Origin of the sequence: Neogemmobacter tilapiae, assembly GCF_014652215.1 — a bacterium.
Taxonomy (GTDB): domain Bacteria; phylum Pseudomonadota; class Alphaproteobacteria; order Rhodobacterales; family Rhodobacteraceae; genus Neogemmobacter; species Neogemmobacter tilapiae.
This window is the reverse complement of sequence record NZ_BMYJ01000004.1, coordinates 71,762-93,492: the sequence shown is the minus strand read 5'-3', so window position 1 is coordinate 93,492 and position 21,731 is coordinate 71,762. Positions and strand designations below refer to the sequence as shown.

25 protein-coding genes and 1 pseudogene are annotated in these 21,731 nt (G+C 59.8%); 8 read left to right on the top strand and 18 right to left on the bottom strand.

From position 1 onward, the window contains the following. Positions 1–174 precede the first annotated feature (174 nt). A complete protein-coding gene (locus tag IE095_RS07265; RefSeq protein ID WP_189410974.1) occupies positions 175–783 on the bottom strand; it encodes a DUF4279 domain-containing protein in 609 nt (202 codons plus the stop codon). Here IE095_RS07265 and IE095_RS07260 point away from each other — a divergent pair, their 5' ends adjacent. Next, positions 784–1,035, top strand: coding sequence for a type II toxin-antitoxin system ParD family antitoxin (locus IE095_RS07260; RefSeq protein WP_229804611.1), 252 nt, complete (start codon positions 784–786; stop codon positions 1,033–1,035). It begins immediately after the preceding gene. After that, on the top strand, positions 1,032–1,358 hold the full coding sequence (locus tag IE095_RS07255) for a type II toxin-antitoxin system RelE/ParE family toxin (RefSeq protein WP_189410972.1): 327 nt from the start codon (positions 1,032–1,034) through the stop codon (positions 1,356–1,358). The genes IE095_RS07260 and IE095_RS07255 overlap by 4 nt, the downstream gene beginning before the upstream one ends. 222 nt (positions 1,359–1,580) lie before the next feature. Here the strand turns inward: IE095_RS07255 and lpdA are convergent, their stop codons facing one another. The 14 genes and pseudogenes from lpdA to IE095_RS07185 all read right to left on the bottom strand — a co-directional run bounded on the left by lpdA (position 1,581) and on the right by IE095_RS07185 (position 15,189). Continuing rightward, on the bottom strand, positions 1,581–2,969 hold the full coding sequence (gene lpdA / locus IE095_RS07250) for a dihydrolipoyl dehydrogenase (protein WP_189410971.1): 1,389 nt from the start codon (positions 2,967–2,969) through the stop codon (positions 1,581–1,583). 17 nt (positions 2,970–2,986) lie between these two features. Next, positions 2,987–3,379: an MAPEG family protein gene (locus tag IE095_RS07245; RefSeq protein WP_189410970.1), complete on the bottom strand. Its 393-nt coding sequence runs from the start codon at positions 3,377–3,379 to the stop codon at positions 2,987–2,989. Then, complete coding sequence (locus tag IE095_RS07240) at positions 3,379–3,771, bottom strand: MAPEG family protein (protein WP_189410969.1); 393 nt, start codon at positions 3,769–3,771, stop codon at positions 3,379–3,381. The genes IE095_RS07245 and IE095_RS07240 overlap by 1 nt, the downstream gene beginning before the upstream one ends. Beyond that, positions 3,768–4,181 carry a hypothetical protein gene (locus IE095_RS07235; protein WP_189410968.1) on the bottom strand — a complete coding sequence of 138 codons (414 nt, stop codon included), beginning with the start codon at positions 4,179–4,181 and terminating at the stop codon, positions 3,768–3,770. The genes IE095_RS07240 and IE095_RS07235 overlap by 4 nt, the downstream gene beginning before the upstream one ends. Positions 4,182–4,247: 66 nt before the next feature. Next, positions 4,248–5,474, bottom strand: a pseudogene (gene odhB, locus IE095_RS07230) (2-oxoglutarate dehydrogenase complex dihydrolipoyllysine-residue succinyltransferase); the annotation flags it as partial. Between the two features lie 19 nt (positions 5,475–5,493). Continuing rightward, positions 5,494–8,451, bottom strand: a complete 2,958-nt coding sequence (locus IE095_RS07225; protein WP_189410967.1) for a 2-oxoglutarate dehydrogenase E1 component — start codon at positions 8,449–8,451, stop codon at positions 5,494–5,496. Then, positions 8,448–8,897: a DUF805 domain-containing protein gene (locus IE095_RS07220; protein WP_189410966.1), complete on the bottom strand. Its 450-nt coding sequence runs from the start codon at positions 8,895–8,897 to the stop codon at positions 8,448–8,450. Before IE095_RS07220 ends, IE095_RS07225 begins: the two co-directional genes overlap by 4 nt. A 58-nt stretch (positions 8,898–8,955) precedes the next feature. Then, complete coding sequence (sucD, locus tag IE095_RS07215) at positions 8,956–9,840, bottom strand: succinate--CoA ligase subunit alpha (RefSeq protein ID WP_189410965.1); 885 nt, start codon at positions 9,838–9,840, stop codon at positions 8,956–8,958. Positions 9,841–9,881: 41 nt separating this feature from the next. Then, complete coding sequence (locus tag IE095_RS07210) at positions 9,882–10,382, bottom strand: hypothetical protein (protein ID WP_189410964.1); 501 nt, start codon at positions 10,380–10,382, stop codon at positions 9,882–9,884. 41 nt (positions 10,383–10,423) lie between these two features. After that, entirely contained in the window at positions 10,424–11,041 is a 618-nt protein-coding gene (locus IE095_RS07205; protein WP_189410963.1) for a hypothetical protein, read from the bottom strand. Then, complete coding sequence (gene sucC, locus IE095_RS07200; RefSeq protein ID WP_189411240.1) at positions 11,038–12,231, bottom strand: ADP-forming succinate--CoA ligase subunit beta; 1,194 nt, start codon at positions 12,229–12,231, stop codon at positions 11,038–11,040. Before sucC ends, IE095_RS07205 begins: the two co-directional genes overlap by 4 nt. Positions 12,232–12,382: 151 nt before the next feature. After that, complete coding sequence (locus tag IE095_RS07195) at positions 12,383–13,240, bottom strand: putative nucleotide-diphospho-sugar transferase (RefSeq protein WP_189410962.1); 858 nt, start codon at positions 13,238–13,240, stop codon at positions 12,383–12,385. A gap of 81 nt (positions 13,241–13,321) precedes the next feature. Continuing rightward, positions 13,322–14,527: a hypothetical protein gene (locus IE095_RS07190; protein WP_189410961.1), complete on the bottom strand. Its 1,206-nt coding sequence runs from the start codon at positions 14,525–14,527 to the stop codon at positions 13,322–13,324. 68 nt (positions 14,528–14,595) lie between these two features. Continuing rightward, the gene (locus IE095_RS07185; protein ID WP_189410960.1) at positions 14,596–15,189 is read right to left on the bottom strand and encodes a TetR/AcrR family transcriptional regulator; all 594 of its coding nucleotides are present in this window, start codon (positions 15,187–15,189) and stop codon (positions 14,596–14,598) included. A 102-nt stretch (positions 15,190–15,291) separates the two neighbouring features. Between IE095_RS07185 and IE095_RS07180 the strand changes: the two genes are divergently transcribed. Continuing rightward, positions 15,292–15,699, top strand: a complete 408-nt coding sequence (locus IE095_RS07180; RefSeq protein ID WP_189410959.1) for a DUF4345 domain-containing protein — start codon at positions 15,292–15,294, stop codon at positions 15,697–15,699. 33 nt (positions 15,700–15,732) lie between these two features. Here IE095_RS07180 and IE095_RS07175 read toward each other — a convergent pair whose 3' ends face one another. Together IE095_RS07175 and mdh are read right to left on the bottom strand one after the other, a co-directional pair. After that, positions 15,733–16,677, bottom strand: a complete 945-nt coding sequence (locus IE095_RS07175) for a glycosyltransferase family 2 protein (RefSeq protein WP_189410958.1) — start codon at positions 16,675–16,677, stop codon at positions 15,733–15,735. A gap of 9 nt (positions 16,678–16,686) precedes the next feature. Continuing rightward, the gene (mdh, locus tag IE095_RS07170; RefSeq protein WP_189410957.1) at positions 16,687–17,655 is read right to left on the bottom strand and encodes a malate dehydrogenase; all 969 of its coding nucleotides are present in this window, start codon (positions 17,653–17,655) and stop codon (positions 16,687–16,689) included. Between the two features lie 159 nt (positions 17,656–17,814). Here mdh and IE095_RS07165 point away from each other — a divergent pair, with 159 nt between their 5' ends. Further along, positions 17,815–18,561 (top strand): sulfite exporter TauE/SafE family protein, encoded by a 747-nt coding sequence (locus IE095_RS07165; protein WP_189410956.1) that lies wholly within the window; start codon positions 17,815–17,817, stop codon positions 18,559–18,561. On the opposite strand, the gene IE095_RS07160 is transcribed toward IE095_RS07165, so the two are convergent. Then, on the bottom strand, positions 18,558–18,881 hold the full coding sequence (locus IE095_RS07160; protein WP_229804608.1) for a hypothetical protein: 324 nt from the start codon (positions 18,879–18,881) through the stop codon (positions 18,558–18,560). The two genes, IE095_RS07165 and IE095_RS07160, sit on opposite strands and share 4 nt — an antisense overlap. Before the next feature lie 112 nt (positions 18,882–18,993). Between IE095_RS07160 and IE095_RS07155 the strand changes: the two genes are divergently transcribed. Genes IE095_RS07155 through IE095_RS07140 form a run of 4 tightly spaced genes read left to right on the top strand, consistent with a single transcriptional unit; the run spans position 18,994 to position 21,634 of the window. Continuing rightward, entirely contained in the window at positions 18,994–19,827 is an 834-nt protein-coding gene (locus IE095_RS07155; RefSeq protein WP_189410955.1) for an HpcH/HpaI aldolase/citrate lyase family protein, read from the top strand. A 51-nt stretch (positions 19,828–19,878) separates the two neighbouring features. Further along, positions 19,879–20,436 carry an NnrU family protein gene (locus IE095_RS07150; protein WP_189410954.1) on the top strand — a complete coding sequence of 186 codons (558 nt, stop codon included), beginning with the start codon at positions 19,879–19,881 and terminating at the stop codon, positions 20,434–20,436. Then, the gene (locus tag IE095_RS07145) at positions 20,433–20,636 is read left to right on the top strand and encodes a DUF1737 domain-containing protein (protein WP_189410953.1); all 204 of its coding nucleotides are present in this window, start codon (positions 20,433–20,435) and stop codon (positions 20,634–20,636) included. The genes IE095_RS07150 and IE095_RS07145 overlap by 4 nt, the downstream gene beginning before the upstream one ends. Then, positions 20,633–21,634 carry a glycosyltransferase family 2 protein gene (locus tag IE095_RS07140; protein ID WP_189410952.1) on the top strand — a complete coding sequence of 334 codons (1,002 nt, stop codon included), beginning with the start codon at positions 20,633–20,635 and terminating at the stop codon, positions 21,632–21,634. The genes IE095_RS07145 and IE095_RS07140 overlap by 4 nt, the downstream gene beginning before the upstream one ends. Positions 21,635–21,731: the final 97 nt, after the last annotated feature.

Here is a 21,731-nt window from a genome sequence, read left to right as displayed (position 1 = left end):
CCTTCGTCGCGCCCATACTTCCTTCAATTAACAGACGGCTCTTCGGAAGGGTTTCCCTGAACCTGATGCGTCAATGACAGACCTGCTCACCTGCCCCCCCGGAATACTGGATGCGGTCCTAGGCGAGCGATGACAAGCGGGAAGGCGGGCGATCAATCGTCGCCTTTGTAATAATCAATCGTCGCCTTTGTAATAGATGTCGAAATCCAACGAGATACCACGCGCGCCAAGCAAAGCGGTGGTTGCGGCAGAAATCGACAAGCCTTCGTTGAACTCTTTAAGGAATAGACCACAGAATATCTCCAATTGAAAACGGTTGGCCAGTTCTTGCCAAACGCCAAGGTCATCTGTCATGCCGTCCAAAATCTCGGCAATCTGAGCGTCCAGATCAGCCGGTTCTTTCCTCGCAACCGCAATCCCCCAGTAACCTGTTCGCGCGGCTCTCCTATTGCCAAGGGGCGTAGGCAACTCCTCACCTTTTCGATATGCGTCACTTGGGTTCTTCCCCAAAAGTATAGTGAGCTCCTCAGGCACCAGATCATCCCCAAGAATCCTGAAGGAAGCGGCGGTCATACTCAATTCTGCCACTAAAGTGCTCCGGCTGTTCTGATTCACGGCAATCCCGGAAAAGTGTAATCCGAAACGGACTCCGATGCACATGGGAAGGGATTGCCCGTTCTTTGCACTGCCAAACGGCACGGCTTCGGGCCAGCCTTTCGTAGGATGGGCAATCTGCCCATCCCTCTCCTTGCCAATATGTCCGTATCTGCTACGATCTGCCATATGGAGGCCATCATGCCAAACATCCACTTGACCAAACCGATGCAAGACTACGCCGAAGCCCAGATTCAATCCGGCGCTTACGCCAACCTGTCCGAGGTTGTCCGGGCGGGGATGCGCAGCCTGATGGAAAAGGATGGCGCGCTGGCGTTTCAAGCGTTCAAGGCCGAACTTGAACTGGCTTTGGCCGAAGCAGAGGCGGGCGATCACGCGCCTTTCGACATCGAGGCTTATGAGCCTGACGCCTTTCGATGAAGGCACCAGCGCTAGAATTTTCAAGCCGCGCCCGGCGAGATTTGGACGAAGTCCGCGACTGGACGATCCAAAATTGGAGTGAAGGACAGTGGCGAGCCTATTATCGTGGATTTGCCATCGCATTCCGCCGCATTGCGGCCGATCCAGACTGTGGTCGTCCGCGCGAGCCCTTGGGCAAGGGAATGCGGTCTCTGGCCTATGAAAAGCACCTGATCTTTTTCGCACCCGTTTCTGATGTGGGCGGGGCCGTTGTCATACTTCGCATCATCCATCAGCGGCGCAATTTTACAGCACTGACCTATCTCGATGATCTGGAAGGGTAAGGTTAGGCTTATCTGCATCTTGCGCTGAAATATATTCAATAATTTGAATATTGTAGGTAAATCAATAGAGTAGAACGGGTTTCACGCGTGAAACGGGGTCCAGAGATCCTTGAACCGGATCGTTTTCCGCCCCCAAGCCCCCCCGGCCCCACCTCGAAAGCCATCCGCGAATGCGCGGACAACAACGATCTTGGCAGGGCCGAACGCAGCTGCGGCCACCTTCTAAGCGTGGATCGCCCCATCCCCGCAAGCCAGCGCAGCCTCGCGCACTGCTTCGGAATAGGTGGGATGCGCGTGGCAGGTCAGGGCCAGATCCTGGGCCGATGCGCCGAATTCCATCGCCACGCAAACCTCGTGGATCAGATCGCCTGCGCCCGGCCCGATGATATGTGCACCAAGGATGCGGTCCGTCGTGGCATCGGCCAGCAGCTTGACGAACCCTTCCGCCTGAAACACGGCTTTCGCCCGCGCGTTGCCCATGAAGGGGAACTTGCCGACCTTGTAGGCGCGGCCTTCGGCTTTCAACTGTTCCTCGGTCTGGCCGACCGAGGCCACTTCCGGGGTCGTATAAATCACCCCCGGAATGACGGCATAGTTCACATGCCCCGCCTTGCCGGCGATCACCTCGGCGACGGCCATGCCCTCATCCTCGGCCTTATGCGCCAGCATCGGGCCGGGGATCGCATCGCCGATGGCATAAAGGCCCGCGATGTTGGTGCGGAAATGGTCGTCCACTTTCACCTGCCCGCGCGGATGCAGTTCCACGCCCAAGGCGGCCAGACCCAAGCCATCGGTAAAGGGTTTCCGCCCGGTTGAAAGCAAGACAATCTCGGCATCCACCGTCGCCGTGCTGTCGTCTTTGCGCAGGTTGTAGGTGACGGTTGCACCCTTTTTCGTCACCTCAGCCCCCTGCACAGCGGCGCCAAGGATGAACTTCATCCCCTGTTTCGCAAGGATCTTCTGAAAGGCCTTGGCCACTTCGCCATCCGACCCCGCTGCAATCGAATCCAGATATTCGATCACCGTCACCTCGGCCCCCAGACGGGCATAGACCGAGCCCATTTCCAGCCCGATCACCCCGCCACCGATCACCACCAGCGACTTGGGGATCGCCCCCAGAGTCAGCGCGCCGGTCGAGGTGACGATGGTCTTTTCATCCACCGTCACGCCCGGCAGGCTGGCCGGTTCCGAACCCGTCGCAATCACGATGTTTTTCGCGGTGTGGACATCCTCGCCCACCTTGACCTGACCCGCTGCCGGGATTGTGGCCCAGCCTTTCAGCCAGGTGACCTTGTTCTTCTTGAACAGAAACTCGATGCCCTTGGTGTTGCCGTTCACGACGTCCTGCTTATAGGCCTGCATCTTGGCCCAATCGACGGTGGGCTTGGCCCCCATCAGACCCATCTTTTCGAAATTCTCATGCACCTCATGCAGGTGATGTGTGGCATTCAGCAGGGCTTTGGAGGGGATGCAGCCGACGTTCAGGCAGGTGCCGCCCAAAGTCTCGCGCCCCTCAACCACGGCCACCTTCTGGCCCAGTTGCGCCGCGCGGATGGCGGCGACATAGCCGCCGGGGCCAGCGCCGATGATGATGGTGTCAAAGTCAGACATGGGTCATTTCCTTTTGGTCAGATCAGGGTCGCCACGACCATGACCATTGTGGCGAAAAAGCCGATGCACCAGATCGCAGAGCGCAGGGGCACAAGGGCAAAGACATAGGCGGGGATATAAAGGATGCGCGCCCCCAGATAGAGGCCCGCGCAGATTTGCGTGACCGGGCTGGATTGGTTGGTCACGGCCACCACCAGGGCGGCGGGGGCGAACAGGATAAGCGCCTCAAAATGGTTGTTCATGGCGCGTTGCAGGCGGGCGGTTTTGAGGGACAGCGGCTTGTGCGGCGCGTCGCGCGGGCCGGTGGTGTATTTGGTGCCAAGTTCAAGGTTCGCGGGCAAAGCGAACAGCACGAATTGCAGGCCTTGGAGAAGAAGGGCGAGGGCAAGGGCGGTCAGTTCGACGGGCATCAGAGGATTCCGATCACCAACAGGGCAAGGGTGCAAAGCGTGCTGGTCAGCCAGATGAAACTGCGCTGCGGCACCCAGGCGCGGGCATAGGCGACGACATAGAGGGCGCGCAGGGCGACATAGGTCCACGCGAGGATGGCGGTGAAGGTGGAGGTCTTCTGGGCCAAGGTGATGACCAGAATGGCGATGATGAAGGGACCGATGTTTTCAACGAAATTCGCCGTGGCGCGGCGCAGGCGCAGGGTGGTTTCGGAGAGCTTTTCTTCGAGGTTTTCGCGGGTGCCAACATTGGCCTCATGCCCGGCATCGCGGTTGAGGAACTGCTGCGCCACGATGATGGTGACGTAGTGGAGGACAGCGAGGGCGGTGAGGGAGAGGAGTTCGGGGGTCATGGGCCTTTATTTTCCTCAACATCAAAATTTTCGGCATCAACCAAGCCAAGCTTTTTAAGGCGATCTACATGCCAAAAGGCTGGATCAGCATTTGGGTCGGGGAACTGAAGGCCTCGCAAAATTTCTGATGAGTGCGGTCCATTTTCGGCTAGGTGCTTTAGTATGTGTGGCTTCCGATTCTTAATTTTAAGGACACGATTATAAGTCTGTTCACCTTGCTTCTCGCTAATAACCAAAAGGCTGTCCTGTATAGCAGCAAGGTCGACTTCAATTTTCATGTAGGTTAGGGAGAGGCGCTCTAGTCGAATTTTCATTTCAAAAACATAATCAGAAATTCGCTGTAGAGCCCAACCAAAGCCAAACGTCAAAATTAGTATGGCGCCCCAAGAGCTGTAGCTTTCGATCCACATTTCAATCTCCTGCGCAACCCTTTGATGGCAGTCGGCGCGCAGTTTTGGCGCGCCGACTTTTCTCGTTTAGATATCCATCAACAGCCGACGCGGATCCTCCAGCGCCTCTTTCACCCGCACAAGGAAGGTCACCGCCCCTTTGCCGTCGACGATCCGGTGGTCGTAGGACAAAGCCAGATACATCATCGGGCGGATCACGATCTGGCCGTTCACCACCACCGGGCGGTCCTGAATCTTGTGCATCCCCAGAATCCCCGATTGCGGCGGGTTCAGGATGGGCGAGGACATCAGCGAGCCGTAAACCCCGCCGTTGGAAATCGTGAACGAACCGCCCTGCATTTCGGCCATCGACAGCTTGCCATCCCGCGCCCGCAGGCCCAGTTCGGCGATCTTTTTCTCAATCGCGGCAAAGCCCATCTGGTCGGCGTCGCGCACCACCGGCACCACAAGGCCCGACGGCGTTCCAACCGCCACGCCCATGTGGACGTAGTTCTTGTAAACGATGTCCTGCCCGTCAATCTCGGCGTTCACTTCCGGGATTTCTTTCAGGGCATGGGTGCAGGCCTTTACGAAGAACGACATGAAGCCCAGTTTCACGCCGTGCTTTTTCTCGAACACGTCCTTGTATTCGTTGCGCAATCCCATGATGCCCGACATGTCGACCTCGTTATAGGTCGTCAGCATCGCCGCTGTATTCTGCGCGTCTTTCAGGCGGCGGGCAATCGTCGCGCGCAGGCGGGTCATTTTCACCCGTTCCTCACGCGCCGCATCATCCGCAGGCACCGGGGCGCGCGGCACGGCAGCGGGGGCCGGGGCGGCGGCGGGAGCGGCCACGGCTTTCGCCACGTCTTCCTTCATCACGCGGCCATCGCGGCCCGAACCCTGCACTTGATCGCGCGAAAGACCAGCCTCGGCCATGGCCTTTTTCGCGGCGGGGGCGTCTTCGACATCCTTGCGCGGGGTCAGGGTTTCCGGGCCAGCGCCGGGCGAATTCACCGCAGCGGCGGCTTCGGCCTTGGGTTCCGGGGCTTTGGCGGTTGCCGTCGCGCCTTCGGTCACAATCGCCAAACGGGCGCTGGCCGCAACGGTCGTGCCTTCGGGCGCCAGAATTTCGGCCAGAACCCCGGCGACGGGGCTGGGAACCTCGACCGAAACCTTATCAGTTTCCAGTTCGCACAGCATTTCGTCCACCGCCACCGCATCGCCCGGTTTCTTGAACCAGGTCGAAACGGTTGCCTCGGACACGCTTTCACCCAAGGAGGGCACCATCACATCGGTCATTTTCAATCCTCCGCGCCTTGGCGCATTCCGTTTATTCGATAGTCAGCGCGGCATTCACCAGCGCCTCTTGTTCCATCTTGTGGCGCGAGGCCAGACCCGTCGCCGGGGACGCGCTGGCGCTGCGGCCCGAAAAGGTTGCACGGCCATGTTTCGCCCCGATCTTGCCCAGCACCCATTCAAGGTTGGGTTCGACAAAGGACCAAGCGCCCTGGTTTTTCGGCTCTTCCTGACACCAGACGATTTCCGCGTCTTTGAAACGGGTCAATTCGCGCTGCAAGGTCATCGCCGGGAAGGGGTAGAACTGTTCCAGACGCATCAGATAGACGTCGTCGATGCCGCGCTTGTCGCGTTCCGCCAGCAGATCGAAATAGACCTTGCCCGAACAGATCACCACGCGGCGGATCTTGTCATCGGCTTTCAGGGTGGTCGTCGAATTGCCCTTTTGCGCATCGTCCCACAGCACGCGATGGAAGCTGGAGCCGGTGGTGAAATCCGCCGTTTCACTGACGCACATCGGATGGCGCAGCAGCGATTTCGGCGTCATCAGGATCAGCGGCTTGCGGAAATTCCGGTGCATCTGACGGCGCAGAATGTGAAAATAGTTGGCCGGGGTGGAGACGTTGGCGACGATCCAATTGTCCTCAGCCGACAGTTGCAAGAAGCGTTCCAGACGGGCCGAGGAATGTTCCGGCCCCTGCCCTTCATAGCCATGCGGCAGAAGGCAGACGAGGCCGGACATGCGCAGCCATTTTGACTCGCCCGAGTTGACGAACTGGTCGAACATGATCTGCGCGCCATTGGCGAAATCGCCAAACTGCGCTTCCCACATCACCAACGCCTTGGGTTCGGCCAGCGAATAGCCGTATTCGAAGCCCAGCACGGCATATTCCGACAGCATCGAATCGATGACATCGTATTTCGCCTGACCGGGCCGAATATGGTTCAGCGGATAGTGGCGCTCTTCGGTGGTCTGATCGACAAAGGCCGAATGGCGTTGGCTGAACGTGCCACGGGTGCAATCCTGCCCCGCCAGACGCACGGGGAAGCCTTCGGTGACCAAGGAACCAAAGGCCAGCGCCTCGGCGGTCGCCCAGTCAAAGCCTTTGCCATTGGCGAACATCTGGCTTTTGGCTTCCAACTGGCGTGTCACCGTCTTGTGGATGTCAAAGCCCTGCGGCACGCGGGTCAGGGCTGCCCCCACCTCGGCCAAGGTTTCCGGCGCGATGGAGGTTTCGCCGCGCTGATATTCTTTCTCGCGGTCCATGCCCGACCAGCGCCCATCCAGCCAGTCGGCCTTGTTGGGTTTATAGTTCTTACCCGCCTCGAATTCCTCATTCAGGCGGGCCTGGAAGGCGGCCTTCATATCCTCAATCTCGCCTTCGGGGATCAGCCCGTCAGCGACCAGACGTTCGGTATACAGTTGCAGCGTCGATTTCTGCTTTTTGATCCGGGTGTACATGCCCGGATTGGTGAACATCGGCTCGTCGCCTTCGTTATGGCCAAAGCGGCGATAGCAGAAGATGTCCAGAACCACGTCTTTGTGGAACTTTTGGCGGAATTCGATGGCCACTTTGGCGGCGTGAACCACAGCCTCGGGGTCGTCACCGTTCACGTGGAAAATCGGGGCCTCGACCATCAGGGCGATGTCGGTGGGATAGGGGCTGCTGCGCGAGAAGGAAGGCGCGGTGGTAAAGCCGATCTGGTTGTTCACCACGATATGCATGGTGCCGCCAGTGCGGTGACCGCGCAGGCCAGACAGGCCAAAGCATTCCGCCACAACACCCTGCCCCGCAAAGGCGGCATCGCCGTGCAGCAGGATCGGCAGAACCGACACGCGGTCTGGGTCGTTGTGCTGATCCTGCTTGGCGCGGACCTTGCCCAGAACCACAGGATTCACCGCCTCTAGGTGGCTGGGGTTCGCGGTCAGCGACAGGTGGACGGTGTTGCCGTCAAAGCTGCGGTCACTGGACGCGCCAAGGTGATATTTCACATCGCCCGAACCATCGACATCCTCGGGCTTGTAGCTGCCGCCCTGAAATTCGTGGAAAATCGCTCGGTAGGGCTTCTGCATCACGTTGGCAAGGATGTTCAGACGCCCGCGGTGCGGCATGCCGATGACGATGTCTTTGACCCCCAAAGCGCCGCCGCGCTTGATGATCTGTTCCATCGCCGGGATCAGGCTTTCGCCGCCGTCCAGACCGAAACGCTTGGTCCCCATGTATTTGACATGCAGGAACTTTTCATAACCTTCCGCCTCGACCAGCTTGTTCAGGATCGCGCGGCGGCCTTCGCGGGTGAACTGAATTTCCTTGCCGTAGCCTTCGATCCGCTCCTTCAGCCAAGCGGATTGTTCCGGGTCGGAAATATGCATGTATTGCAGGGCAAAGGTGCCGCAATAGGTGCGCTTCACGATATCGACGATCTGGCGCATGGAGGCATGCTGGAGACCCAGAACATTGTCGATAAAGATGGGACGGTCCATGTCGGCATCGGTGAAACCATAGGAGGCCGGATCAAGTTCGGGATGGGCGTTCTGCTGTTGCAGGCCCAGCGGGTCAAGGTTCGCGGCCAGATGGCCCCGGATGCGGTAGGCGCGGATGATCATGATGGCGCGGATGCTGTCCAGCACGGCGCGGGTGATCTGGTCTTGGGACAGGGCCACGCCCTGTTCGGCGGCCTTGGCGGCAATCTTCGCGCCAGCGGCTTTCGCGTCCTTGGTGGGCATGACGGGCCATTCGCCCGTCAGGGCGGCGGTCAGGTCATCCACCGGCTGGGGTGGCCAATCGGCGCGGGCCCAGCTTGGGCCTTGCGCCTGCCGCTTGGCGTCCAGCTCACTGTCGCCCAGCGCCTTGAAAAACTCGGCCCAGCCAGCATCGACACTGGCGGGATCGGCGGCGTGCCTGGCGGCCAGTTGATCCACATAATCAGCATTCGCTCCATCCAGGAACGAACCGGCACGGAAGGCGGAATTGGGGGATTGGTCGGTCATGATGGGACCTCGTGAGGGTTGGGACCGTATTTGTTCGGGCCGGGTTGGGAGGGGGAGATCAGGTACCAGTAAAGGTAAAATGTGATCGCCCACATAAGAACGAAACAAAGCCACTGCGCGGCTGATGCATCGATCGGATTGTCACGCGACAGATTGAGCGCCATTGGCGCAAGCAGAACAGAAGCAACGGCGCCAACAGCGAAAAGATGGGCCGACCTGCCAATATCATGTATGCGGCGCACGCCTGCTGCAACCCACGCAAAAGTAAGATAAATGGCGACCAAAAGTCTGGGGCTTTGCCAAATCTCGTGTTGGGTGTAAGCACTGATCGCACGAATTAGGATTGAGCAAAGACAATAAAACCACCAAAACTCGGCCCGGCCGGCGCGGCCCGAGAATTGGAAGGACTTGGCGAACCCCGTCCTGATGGCGTCGATTGCGTTCATCATATTTCCGTAGGGCGGGGTTCACCCCGCCGCTGATTGGATGGTGGAAAACCCCACCTTACCCCTTGATCGCCTTCATCACCGCTTCGCCCAGATGCGCCGGGCTGTCGGCCACCACGATTCCGGCCATTTTCATCGCCTCGATCTTGCTTTCCGCATCGCCCTTGCCGCCCGCGACAATCGCCCCGGCATGGCCCATCCGGCGGCCTTTGGGTGCCGTCCGGCCTGCGATGAAGCCAGCGGTAGGCTTCCAGCGGCCGCGCTTTTTCTCATCCGCCAGGAATTGTGCGGCCTCTTCTTCGGCCGAACCGCCGATTTCGCCGATCATGATCAGCGCTTCGGTTTCCGGGTCGGCCAGGAACATTTCCAGCACGTCCAGATGTTCCGTCCCCTTGATCGGGTCGCCGCCGATGCCCACGGCGGTCGACTGGCCAAGGCCCAGGTCCGAGGTTTGCTTCACCGCCTCATAGGTCAGCGTGCCGGAACGGGACACAACGCCCACCTTGCCGCGCTTGTGGATATGGCCCGGCATGATGCCGATCTTGCATTCGCCGGGGGTGATCACGCCGGGGCAGTTCGGCCCGATCAGGCGGGATTTCGAACCCTCCAAAGCGCGCTTCACCTTCATCATGTCCAGTACCGGGATGCCTTCGGTGATGCAGATGATCAGTTCAATGTCGGCGTCGATGGCTTCCAAGATCGAATCCGCAGCAAAGGGCGGCGGGACATAGATTACGCTGGCATTCGCTTGGGTGCGCGCCACAGCCTCATGCACCGAGTTGAAAACCGGCAGGCCCAGATGTTCGCTGCCGCCCTTGCCGGGGGTCACCCCGCCGACCATTTTCGTGCCGTAAGCAATCGCCTGCTCCGAATGGAAGGTGCCTTGGCTGCCGGTAAAGCCCTGACAGATGACGCGGGTGTTGTTGTTGACGAGGATGGACATGGTTTGTCTTTCTCTGCTGTCTGTGTCGCGCGGGGGCGCTGTCAGGACGGGGTGAAGAAGAAGCGCGCCGCGCTGGTGGATTCGGAAAGGCAAACGGGATCGTTGCCGGATGATGTTATTTCGACCATGCCCATACCGATGCTGGCGGCCAGACATTCGCTGCCGGTTTCCAGCATTTCGACGGGCAGACCGGCAGCGCCGGACAAGATTTGAATCGAGGACAGCGCCGCATCCGTGCCCTGGCTTTCGCTGGCGACATCGCAAAAAGTGCCATCGGCGGCGAGGGTCACGTAGAGGTCGCCTTCCGCCGGGGTCAAGGTGATCAGGCCCATTTCAGTGTCATCGCTGCGGGTCCAACCGTTTTCGGTAAAGGGCTGGGCCGTCGCCTCCACCTGCCCATTCCCCGCGATGCAAGCGGCATAGGCGGCACGCAGGGCTTTTTCAGGCTTGCCCAGATCGCGGGTCATGTGAACCAGAATGGCATTGTCCTGCGCGAAGGCAGGACTGGCAAGGAGGAGGGTAAGAAAGGCGAGGCGGGTCATGTTGGACCTTTGAATTGGAAGCGCACCTAAACGCGCTCTGCTCATTGCGCGGGAGAACGACGGAGTATTTTTTCCCTAAGGAAAGCGCCCGTTCTAGACTGGAGCAGCACGGCCGAAAACTGGACCTCGACGTCGCCCTTTACTGCCGTCTGGAAGGCTCCCTCATTGCGGTTTACACCTAGGGCCGCGCCCATAGCGGCTGACGCCAGAGCCGATCCCGCGCTGGGTGTGTTCGTTTTGGCGGAAACTGAATAGCCACGCTTGGTGAAAGCTGAGACCGTTAGATTGCGGTGTGCTGCGAGGTCCAAATCTATTTCTGGGGGTAGAACGATTTCGCACCCCGACTGTCGCAAGACGATCTCTACAGTGGCTTTTTGGTCGCCCGATGCAAAGTCTTTGCGATAACCGTTAGCATCACCAAGAAACTCCAAGTACCTAAAGCCTTGCTGAGTAAGGAAGTCAGCCCTTGCGTCCTTCCCTTCGGCACGGTCCAGGCAAACTTCACCAACTCTTGCGGCCAGCGGAAAATAATCTTGAGTGATCGCCAGACCAATCGCTTTCTTGTTGGCCTCAAGCGCAGCCTTTTGTTCCGGGTCAGGCGTCACGCAACCCGCCAATAGGCAGGTTGCGGCAATGACGAAATATGCAGAAACTTTCATCCCCGCACCGCCTTTACAATCTTCTGGGCTGCGTCGCTCAAATCATCCCCGGCAATCACGTTCAGCCCGGAATTGCGGATGATGTCCTTGCCCAGATCGACATTCGTCCCCTCAAGCCGCACCACCAGCGGAACCTTCAGCCCCACTTCTTTCACCGCCGCAATGATGCCTTCGGCGATGATGTCGCAGCGCATGATGCCGCCGAAGATGTTGACCAGAATGCCTTTGACGTTCGGGTCCGAGGTGATGATCTTGAACGCCTCGGTCACCTTTTCTTTGGTCGCTCCGCCGCCCACGTCCAGAAAGTTCGCCGGTTCCGCGCCATAGAGCTTGATGATGTCCATCGTCGCCATCGCCAGACCCGCGCCGTTCACCATGCAGCCGATGTCGCCATCCAGCGCGATGTAGTTCAGGTCGAATTTCGAAGCCGCGAGTTCTTTCGGGTCTTCTTCCGTCTCGTCCCGCAGCGCCAGAATATCGGGCTGACGATACAGCGCATTATTGTCAAAGCCGACCTTGGCATCCAGACATTTCAGATTGCCATCGGTGGTGACAACCAGCGGGTTGATCTCCAGCATTTCCATGTCTTTTTCGACAAAGGCTTTGTAAAGCTGCTTGATCAGCGCCACGCATTGCTTGACCTGATTGCCTTCCAGACCCAAGGCAAAAGCCACCCGGCGGCCGTGGAAATCCGACAGGCCCGAGGCCGGATCGACCGAGAAGGACACGATCTTTTCCGGGGTGTTGTGGGCGACTTCTTCGATGTCCATCCCGCCTTCGGTCGAGGCGACAAAGGAAATCCGGCTGGAGGCGCGATCCACCAGCAAAGCCAGATACAATTCGCGCGCAATGTCGGTGCCGTCTTCGATGTAGATGCGGTTGACCTGCTTGCCCTGCGGCCCGGTCTGGTGCGTCACCAAGGTGCGGCCCAGCATCTGCTTGACCATGGTTTCCGCTTCTTCTTTCGACTTGGCCAGACGGACGCCGCCTTTTTCGCCGGCCTCGGCTTCGACAAACTTGCCCTTGCCGCGACCACCCGCATGGATCTGCGACTTGACGACCCAAAGCGGCCCGTCCAGTTCACCGGCTGCCGTCTTGGCCTCTTCGGCGCGCTGGACAATCCGCCCGTCCGAGACAGGCACGCCATAGCTGCGCAGCAGAGCCTTGGCCTGATATTCGTGGATGTTCATCGTCATCTCCCGGACGGGTTAGGTTTGGCCGGGTATTGCCACATTCGATGACGGTTTCAAAACAGGAAACGCCGAAAATGCGCTTCCCATGCCAAGAAAGTGAATTTTGTGATCACACGCCGAAAAAGTGTGATCACAAATTTGCAGATGGTCAGCGACCGAGTCGCCGGGCAAGGGTGCAACGGGCCATTTCCCAAAGGGATTGCAGACGAAACAGCATCCGCCTCGCCAATGCTGTTGGGGTGCCGGTGACCGAGGACGGCGGCACAAAGTTGGCGCGGCGATGCGCTTCACGGGCCTGCCGATAACGCACAGTGTCACGGCGGGCTTCGCCCAAGACCTGCCCAAGATGGAAGGGTGTTTCGGGATCGCCGGGATCGGCGTCGTGGAGCTTCTGCACATGCAACAGGCGCGGCGCGCCGAAATGCGACTGCCACTGGTCCAGCAAATCAAGATTGACCAGGTTATATTCCATCGGCAGAACCTGAAAACGGATCCGACGATGATAGAGCAGCCAGCGCAGCGGAGGCTGATCCTTAGGCAGATCGTTGCGGCGAACCATGTCGCGCCATTCCCGGATCAGGGCTTGGGTGCGCCGATTGCGGCGAACGACCATGACACCCGCATTCAGATAGGGAAAGCTGCGCGGAATTTCGGGTTGATCCAAATACATGGCCAGCGGCCGGCCGGTGGAAAGGCAGGCGGCCAAATCGCAACCTTCGACAGCGCGAAAAAGCTCGTCGATATGGGCCAAAGGGATCGTATCGGAATCAAGCAGAACGGTAACATCAAAGCGCGAGCGCAGCAGTGCCTCCATCTTTGGCCGAAACCAATTATCCTGCACCGGGTAAATTCGGTTAAAGACCGCGTCGGTCACGTGTTGATCGGTATAGAGGTCGATTTGGACGTTGGGATGAGCCTGCCGCAGATTGCGCGCTGACCGCCGGGCCAAGGCGGTGTAGTCCGCGCCAGTGGTGGCGTAAACAAATCCTTTGGTCAAACGACTCACAGCAATCTCCAAAATGGATTGCCGGGATAGATCACAACTATTTTACTCGGGCAAGCCAGCCGTGGCGTCACCCGCGCCTTATCAATTCAACCAAAGCGACAAAAGCATCGCCTGCCCACCCATCATCTGTTCGAACCGGCCCCAGCTTTCACCGGTGATCAACCGACCCTTTTCCATATAGGGCAGGGCATCGGCCCCTTGGATCCAACCGGCCAGATCAATGCGCGCGGGTTCGGTGAACATGCGGCCGATGTTGATGCCCGCTTCATCGCCCAGCCGCCAATAGGGCACCAGCAGATCACCCTTCAGGGTCGCCTCCATCTCATCAAGCACGGCCATCCACATGGCCCCCGTTTCAGGCGGCAGGTCGATGCCAAAAGCCGATTGCTGACGGGCATTGGGCAGCCATTCGGAGTCGTTGTCCGTCTCGGCCTCGACCAATTGCCAGAAGCGGCGGTTTTCGCTGACCATGGCTAGGAAATGCCCATGAGCGCGCTTCAGACCCTCGGCGTCGGGTTCCTGATCCAGCGCGTCAATGACGGCATAGGCATAGTCCGCAAACTGGCCGAAACTGTCGTCGTAAAAGGGCGGCGCGGCGCTGGCGGTCATGTTCAGCGCCTGCAACTGGGCGCGCGTTTTCAGCACCTTGTCGATGGATTCCGTGGGGTCATAGGCCAGGATCACCTCGCTGACCCCGGCCAGAACATGGGTATAGGCCGAAAGCCAAGCGGCATCGGCGGCATCAAAGCGCACGACGGGACCGGGGGTGGCGGGGTCGCGCTCGGCCCATTCCCAACCCATCAGCATGGGGCCAGCCACATCCAGCAGGGATTCGCCGGGATCGCGGGCGCTGTTGGTGTTGATGTCAAACCAGATGTCGTCAAAGCGGAGGGTCACGCCGAAATCGGCATCATCGGGTATACCTGAGAGGGCCTTGTTGGCAGCGCCCATGCCGATCAAGAAGCGCGCAAATGTTTCCGAGACCATCGCAGGTTTGAATGGCTCGGGATTTGGGTTTTCTTCGATGGGCAGGCGAAAGATGGGCAGCATCCGCATGTCGTCGGTGACACCGGATTGCCAGCGGGCCTGCAAGACCCCCTCGACCGAACGAAGGAATCGAACGCCGCCCAAGGCAAACCGGTCCGCTGGGGTGAGCGCGCCGTTGGAAGAGATTTCAGCCGCGGCTGCCGCAAGACCCTTTTCCGCGATCAGCGCGGAATAATCCGTGTCGGCCAGCGCGGGGCTGGCAAGGGTCAGGGCGATCAGGGATGTTGCAAGGCGGCGCATGGGCGGCTCCTGTTAAGGGTTGCAGACAGGATGCGCCTTGCCGGGCCTTGGAACAAGCCCTTGGCAGGTCAGGGATTCCCCACCCGCCCCGTCAGCATTTCCAGCGCTTGGCGTTCCATCTGCTGGGCATAATCAACCTGCGACCAGCCCCGTACCTGCACCAAGGCTTCCCAGTTCTGCACCGACAGCAACATCCACAAAAGGTCGGTCGCCTGATCCACAGGCATCCCTGCCCGCAAGGATCCATCCCGTGCCAGCATCGCCAACGCCGCCTGACAGCCCTGTCGCATATCCTCCATACGGGCGGCCCAGGCTAAGGCCGCTTCGGCATCAGTCACCGACTGATCCATCAGCGCCCGCGCCAGCCCGTGGATTTCAGGGACAAAGGCGCACCAAGCCTGCACCCACAGCCGCAGCCGTTCCAAACCCGTTTCTGCCGCCCGCACCGGGGCCAGACGGGCATCACGCCCCTTGATCTGGTCCAGATGCAGCGTCGTTGCCACCAGCAATTCGGTGCGCGTGCCGAAATGCAGATACAGCGCCTGACGACTGATCCCTGCCTGTTTCGCCACATCGCCCATCCGAACACCCTGCCCCGCGGTCAGCAGATCAAGGGCGGCATCCAGAATGCGTTCACGGGTCGGCTTCGCCTCTATTGACACGATGTCAAGTCATCCTTAAATCCAAACAACTTGACACAATGTCAAGACCGCGATCCGCGGCCCCTTTACCTTGCCCAAAGACAACCTGAAAGGAAACCTGCGATGCGTGACCCTGCCCTTTTCCTGACCCGCGCTATTTTTCTGCTGGCGGGGCTGATCAGCCTGGCCATTGGGTTTTCCATCACCTTCCTGACGCAAGGCTTTTACAGATCGACCGGCATCGACCTTGGCGGCGATGTGAACCTGTTCAGCGAAATCCGCGCCTCGGGGGCCGTCCTGCTGGTGGTGGCCCTGTTCCTGCTGGGGGCGCTATTTAAGGCGGACTGGCGGCCCACTGCGCTGATCGTGGCGGCCGTCTATTTCAGCGCCTATGGGCTGGCCCGTCTGTATTCGGCTTTCGCCACCGGCTGGGCGGGGCCGGAAATCACCACGGCGATGGTCGCCGAACTGGCCATCGGCGCGCTGGCCTTGGGCGTGATCCTGCACAACCGCCGCTACCGCCATTGGTGAGGGAAACGGGCTAGAACCGAGCGGACACCGGTTCTAGTCCAAGGCCCTGATCTGCGCCAACACATGCGCCACGGTCGCCTGATGGGCCTGCGCCACGCCGGGCAGGTCCAGCAGACGCGCCAGCATCGCGTCGGTGGCGGGCAGTCGAGCGAGTATACGATCGTTGGTCGTATCGTTCGTATTGTTCTGATCGTAAAATTCTTGGTTGTGCCGTGAAGGGCCATTCGCCGCCGCCGCCCCGCGCCCCCGCTGGGCTTTCAGCTGGAAAAGGTCTCGGGTCCGTATCGAGTAATGGTTGATTTGTCCCAAAACATACCTTTGGCCGGCGAAATCCACCCGGCTTTCGGGGCTGCCATTGCGATGCAATTCAAAAATAAAGCTGTTGTCGGACGGCTTGCCGTTGCCCAACAGGACCTTAGGTGCAGGCAAATCTGGGTTCCAAAGTGGACGGTGTAAATGAAGATTTTGAACCTTTTCCGACCAGCGGAAAAAGGTTTTTACCGTCTGATTGACCACGTGGGCCGCGCGGGATGTTCCTTGAAACGCCCGCGAGACAAAGCGTTCAGGCAGGCCAACTTGTCCGCTGTCCCCCATGATCCGCCAGTTCAAAGCCAAAGCCTCGGCCCCGGCTTTTTGCAGCCAGTACGTCAAGGGTGCCATAGACTTGAAGCGATCATCCGGAACAAAAAATTCATCCAGATCGAGCCAGATAACCCAATCTCCAGCTCTGAAAAGCTGCTCACGCAGAACGATATCCCGCGCGTTGAACTGGGGTGCGACACCCGCTGGGACTTCTTGCCGAATATGATGAACGACCTTGGCAGCGGCTAAAGCGTCCAAAAGATGATCAGACCCGTCCGAGCAGTCGTTCGAAACAATAACCAGATCCGTGAAACCGATTGCCTTGTGATAGGCCACCCATTCCAGCAAGAAAGGCCCTTCATTCTTTTGCGTTGAAAAAAGGACCTTTCTAATCATGTTTCAGACCTAAGCCAGCGACGGATCAATGCCCTTGCAGGCGGCGACAAGACCCTTCACCGAATCCACCGATTTCTGGAACATGGCGTTCTCGTCGGCGTTCAGCTTGATCTCAACCACGCGCTCCACCCCGCCAGCCCCGATCACCACCGGAACGCCGACATAAAGCCCGTCCAACCCATAAGCGCCCTTCACATAGGCAGCACAGGGCAGAAGACGCTTTTGGTCGCGCAGATAGGCTTCGGCCATTTCGATGGCGCTGGCGGCGGGCGCATAAAACGCCGAACCGGTTTTCAGCAGGCCAACAATCTCGGCACCGCCGTCACGGGTGCGCTGAACGATGGCGTCCAGCTTTTCCTGCGTCGTCCAGCCCATCGCCACCAGATCGGGCAAAGGAATGCCCGCCACGGTCGAATAGCGGGTCAGCGGAACCATCGTATCGCCATGGCCGCCCAGCACAAAGGCCGACACGTCGCGCATCGACACGCCAAATTCCAACGACAAGAAATGCTGGAAACGGCCTGCGTCCAACACGCCCGCCATCCCCACCACCTTGTTCTGCGGCAGGCCCGAGAATTCGCGCAAAGCCCAGACCATCGCATCCAGCGGGTTCGTCACGCAGATCACAAAGGCGTTCGGCGCGTGCTTCTTGATGCCCTCGCCCACCGATTTCATGACTTTCAGGTTGATGCCCAGCAGGTCATCGCGGCTCATCCCCGGTTTGCGGGGCACGCCGGCCGTGACGATGCAGACATCCACGCCCGCCAGATCAGCGAAATCCGAGGTGCCGGTGATGCTGGCGTCAAAACCGCCAATCGGGCCGGACTGCGCGATATCCAGCGCCTTGCCCTTGGCCGTGCCTTCGAAATCGGGAATGTCGAACAGGACGATGTCGCCCAGTTCCTTCCGTGCCGCGAGATGGGCGAGCGTGCCGCCAATCTGTCCCGCGCCGATGAGTGCGATCTTCGGTCTGGCCATGATTGTCCCCTTGGTCAGGTTGTAAGGTCGCCCGGATGCCTAGCGTCTGAATCCCCGCCGCGCAAGCCTGCCGCAGCGCAGCGATGGGGCGATCTTGCCGTTTCCCAAGGTTTAACGCTAACAAAGCGGCAATGGCGCAAAGCGCAGGAAGGATTCCCGATGGAAGGCATGTTGTTCTGGGCGCTGGCGGTGCTGGCGGCCATGCTGGTGGGGGCCAGCAAAGGGGGCGTGCCCATCGTGGGCATGCTGGGCGTGCCGATTCTGGCGGTGGCGGTTTCGCCAGTGACGGCGGCAGGCCTGCTGCTGCCGATCTATGTGGTGTCCGACATGTTCGGGCTGTACGCCTATCGCCACAGCTTTAACCGCCGGGTGCTGGTGATCGTGGTCACAGGGGCGACCTTTGGCATCGGTCTGGGCTGGGCCACAGCGGGCCTTGTGTCCGAGGCGGCGGTAACACTGGTCGTCGGGCTGATCGGCGTGGCCTTTGCGCTGAACCTGCTGATCCGCCGCAGCGGCGATGTTCCGGCCAAACCGGCCAAAGTGGGGCCGGGGCTGTTCTGGGGGGCAGTAACGGGGTTTACCAGCTTTGTCAGCCATTCGGGCGCGCCGCCCTATCAGGTCTATACGCTGCCCTTGAAGATGGACAAGGCCATGTTCGCGGGGACGACGACGGTGGCTTTCACCTTTATCAACGCGATCAAGTTGATCCCTTATTACGCACTGGGCCAATTGAACCCGGCCAATCTGAAGGTCGCAGCCATACTGGCTGTTCCCTCGATCCTTGCGGTGTTTCTGGGCGTGCGGATGGTCAAAATTCTGCCGGAACAACTGTTCTTCAAGATCATCACCTGGGCCTTGCTGGCGGTTTCCCTGCATTTGATCTGGAAAGGCGTCAGTGGGCTTTAGGCTGGGTCGCCCTTTTGCGCCGCCTCGGCCAACACCTCAAACCCGTTGCCGGTGACGGCAAGGCAGGACAGGCCATCGGGCCGGGTGATGACCAATGACCAGCTTCCGGTCTCTCGGCTGGCATAGACCTCGACCACCATGTTGTCGGCTGACATGCCGATGCTTTGGCGGCTTTCGCCATAGCGCTCGGACAGGGCCTCGACCACCGTGGCGCGGGGCGCACAGGGCGGGGCAGATTGCGCATGGCTGGCCTGCACCGCCCAGATTACACCACCAAAGCCCAATGACAGGGCAAACAAGAACTGCGGAACGGGCATCATGGCATGGCCTTTCAGCGGATAAGAACCCCTCCAGATTGCGCCCGGATCACCAAGACAAGGTTAACGCGCCGAACCTCTGGCGTTGCAGGGGGCGGCGGGCCATGTTCGCCGAATGACACCTGCGAATCGCCCCTTCCGTTCTGCCCTTTACCTGCCCACCAGCAACGCCCGCGCCTTGGAAAAAGCGCGGTCCTTGCCCTGCGACGCCCTGATCTTTGATCTGGAGGATGCGGTGGCCCCCGCCGCCAAGGATGCGGCGCGCGCGGCCCTGCGTGCCGCACTCGAACAGGGCGGCTATGGCCCGCGCTTCCGGATGGTGCGGGTCAATGGGCGCGGAACGCCGGGTTTTGCGGAGGACTGCACCTTGGCCGGGATCGCCGATGCGCTGGTCCTTCCCAAGGTGAACCATGCCGCCGATCTGGATGGCATCGACGCACCGCTTTGGCCCATGCTGGAAACGCCCTTGGGCATCCTCAACGCCGCCAGCATTGCGGCCCATCCACAGGTTCAGGGCCTGATCGTCGGCACCAACGACCTGCTGAAAGACCTGCGCGCCCGCGCCACGCCTGACCGTCTGGCGCTGCTGCCCAGCCTTGGGCTGGCCGTGCTGGCGGCACGCGCTGCGGGAAAAGTGGTTCTCGACGGTGTGCTAAACGCGCTGGACGATCCGGCGGCGTTGCAGGCCGAATGCGAACAGGGGCGGACCTTGGGTTTCGATGGCAAAACCCTGATCCATCCCGCCCAGATCGCCACCGCCAATGCCGTCTTTGGCCCCTCGGACACCGAACTAGCCGAGGCCCAAGCCCTGATCGCCGCCCATGATCAGGCCATGGCGCAGGGTCAGGCCGTTGCCGTGCATCAGGGTCGGATCGTCGAATCCCTGCATGTCACCGAGGCAACGCGCCTTTTGGAACTTGCCAAAACCATTGCAGCGGCAGGCCGTTGACGGCATCGTGCCCGCGAAAACCAAGCAGGGGTGCAAGGCATGGATTTGGGCATGGTGTTAATTCTGGCGGGGCTGGCCCTGTGGTGGGGGGCGCATCTTTTCAAACGCGTTGCCCCCGAGAAAAGGGCCACGATGGGCGACGGCGGCAAGGGGCTTGTGACGCTGCTGTTGCTGGCGGGCCTTGTGCTGATGGTTCTGGGCTATCGTTGGACGGAATGGGTGTCCGTCTATGTGCCCCTGCCCGGCATGGGCCATCTGAACAACACGCTGATGTTGGTTTCCGTCTTTCTGTTCGGGGTCGGCGGCACCAAGGGCCTGCTTTACCCAAAAATGCGCCATCCGATGCTTTGGGGCACGGTGATCTGGTCGCTGGCCCATCTTCTGGTCAACGGCGACCGCGCCTCGATTGTCCTGTTCGGCGGTATCGGCCTTTGGGCCTTGGTCACGATGGTTATCATCAACCGTTCCGCCCCTTGGGCACCGCCCACAAACGGGCGCGGCATCAAGGGCGACGCCATGAACCTTGTCGGCACGCTGGCGTTGTATGGCGCAATCGCCTATGTCCACATCTGGTTGGGCCATTCACCCTTTGTCGGAACCTATCCATGAAACTTTACCGCTTTCTGTCTGACGACGACACTTCCGCCTTTTGCCACAAGGTCAGCCTAGCCCTTTCAAAGGGCTGGGAATTGCAAGGCTCGCCCACCTATGCCTTTGACAGCCTGCGCGGCGTGATGCGCTGCGGTCAGGCGGTGACCAAAGAGGTTCCCGGCGATTACCATCCCGACCTGAAACTGGGCGAACAGTGAAACAACCCTTCCTGATCATGTCGATCCTTGTCCGGGACGAGGCCGACATCATCGAACAAAACCTGCGTTGGCATCGGCGGCAGGGGGTGGATCGTTTCGTTGTGATTGACCACGCCTCAACCGACGGCACCACGCAGGTTTTGCGGCGTCTCGCGCGGGAAATGCCCATAGATATCAGCCGCCGTACAGATCCGGTCGTGCAACAGGCGATCTGGACACGCGACCTGATCCGCAAGGCACGGGGCAAATATGGCCATGTCTGGCACATCGCCAATGACGCCGATGAATTCTACATCCCACCGCCCGGCGAAACGCTGAAATCGTATCTGCTGGGCCAAAAGGACAACCGTTTGCTAGAGGTGCCACGTCAAAACGTGATCTTCGCGCGTGAGGATCTGGCCGACCATGGCTGGCGGGCTGCACCGATGTTTGAAAGCCGCGTAACCACCCCCGCACCAGAGGGGATGGAAAGTCCCGAAACCGTGGTCTCCCTGCCCTTTGAATATTACGCAACCAACCCCAAAGTGGTTTTTCAGGTCGCCACGCTGAAACACCTGACCAAGGGCGCGCATAGGGCCACGATGGACCCGCCCTGCGAAGCCATGCAAAGCGCATTGCGCATCCTGCATTTCCCCTTTCGTGACGCGGAGGAGTTTTTGACCTCCGCCCGGCGTCTGGGCGAGTCGGCTGTCGCAGACATTGCCCAAAATCCGCAAAAGCAGCTTTCGCACCGCTATCGGCGATGGTTGCGAATGATGCAGCAAGGCGTCCCCGATACAGTTATTTTGAACGAAGCCATGCCAGACCGCGCCCGGTTGCAACACGATCTGGCCAAAGGCTTGCTGACCCCGTTGACCCCTCCGGCCGATCTGGCAGCCGCCTTGCGCTCAGGTCGTGCATTAAGCCGCGCATTTGGCTTTCAACGGCTGCTGCGAAGGCTGCGACGCAAGCTCATGCCCGGCCTTCGCCGTGATAGCGCTGGCAAGCGGATTTTGTGATCACACGGCGAAAATCTGTGATCACAAGACAGTAGAATCTTCCCCCTACCCAACATTTGCGGCATCGCAGCGCGTGACAGCGGCGAAAAATGCGCTA

Coding starts and splice junctions, on each gene's coding strand:
- IE095_RS07265 (WP_189410974.1), bottom strand. CDS start 783: ATGGCAGATCGTAGCAGATACGGACATATTGGCAAGGAGAGGGATGGG.
- IE095_RS07225 (WP_189410967.1), bottom strand. CDS start 8,451: ATGACCGACCAATCCCCCAATTCCGCCTTCCGTGCCGGTTCGTTCCTG.
- sucC (WP_189411240.1), bottom strand. CDS start 12,231: ATGAACATCCACGAATATCAGGCCAAGGCTCTGCTGCGCAGCTATGGC.
- IE095_RS07210 (WP_189410964.1), bottom strand. CDS start 10,382: ATGACCCGCCTCGCCTTTCTTACCCTCCTCCTTGCCAGTCCTGCCTTC.
- mdh (WP_189410957.1), bottom strand. CDS start 17,655: ATGGCCAGACCGAAGATCGCACTCATCGGCGCGGGACAGATTGGCGGC.
- IE095_RS07190 (WP_189410961.1), bottom strand. CDS start 14,527: ATGCGCCGCCTTGCAACATCCCTGATCGCCCTGACCCTTGCCAGCCCC.
- IE095_RS07150 (WP_189410954.1), top strand. CDS start 19,879: ATGGTGTTAATTCTGGCGGGGCTGGCCCTGTGGTGGGGGGCGCATCTT.
- IE095_RS07235 (WP_189410968.1), bottom strand. CDS start 4,181: ATGTGGATCGAAAGCTACAGCTCTTGGGGCGCCATACTAATTTTGACG.
- IE095_RS07175 (WP_189410958.1), bottom strand. CDS start 16,677: ATGATTAGAAAGGTCCTTTTTTCAACGCAAAAGAATGAAGGGCCTTTC.
- IE095_RS07240 (WP_189410969.1), bottom strand. CDS start 3,771: ATGACCCCCGAACTCCTCTCCCTCACCGCCCTCGCTGTCCTCCACTAC.
- IE095_RS07180 (WP_189410959.1), top strand. CDS start 15,292: ATGCGTGACCCTGCCCTTTTCCTGACCCGCGCTATTTTTCTGCTGGCG.
- IE095_RS07245 (WP_189410970.1), bottom strand. CDS start 3,379: ATGCCCGTCGAACTGACCGCCCTTGCCCTCGCCCTTCTTCTCCAAGGC.
- IE095_RS07260 (WP_229804611.1), top strand. CDS start 784: ATGGAGGCCATCATGCCAAACATCCACTTGACCAAACCGATGCAAGAC.
- IE095_RS07220 (WP_189410966.1), bottom strand. CDS start 8,897: ATGAACGCAATCGACGCCATCAGGACGGGGTTCGCCAAGTCCTTCCAA.
- IE095_RS07155 (WP_189410955.1), top strand. CDS start 18,994: ATGACACCTGCGAATCGCCCCTTCCGTTCTGCCCTTTACCTGCCCACC.
- IE095_RS07145 (WP_189410953.1), top strand. CDS start 20,433: ATGAAACTTTACCGCTTTCTGTCTGACGACGACACTTCCGCCTTTTGC.
- IE095_RS07160 (WP_229804608.1), bottom strand. CDS start 18,881: ATGATGCCCGTTCCGCAGTTCTTGTTTGCCCTGTCATTGGGCTTTGGT.
- IE095_RS07165 (WP_189410956.1), top strand. CDS start 17,815: ATGGAAGGCATGTTGTTCTGGGCGCTGGCGGTGCTGGCGGCCATGCTG.
- IE095_RS07255 (WP_189410972.1), top strand. CDS start 1,032: ATGAAGGCACCAGCGCTAGAATTTTCAAGCCGCGCCCGGCGAGATTTG.
- lpdA (WP_189410971.1), bottom strand. CDS start 2,969: ATGTCTGACTTTGACACCATCATCATCGGCGCTGGCCCCGGCGGCTAT.
- sucD (WP_189410965.1), bottom strand. CDS start 9,840: ATGTCCATCCTCGTCAACAACAACACCCGCGTCATCTGTCAGGGCTTT.
- IE095_RS07205 (WP_189410963.1), bottom strand. CDS start 11,041: ATGAAAGTTTCTGCATATTTCGTCATTGCCGCAACCTGCCTATTGGCG.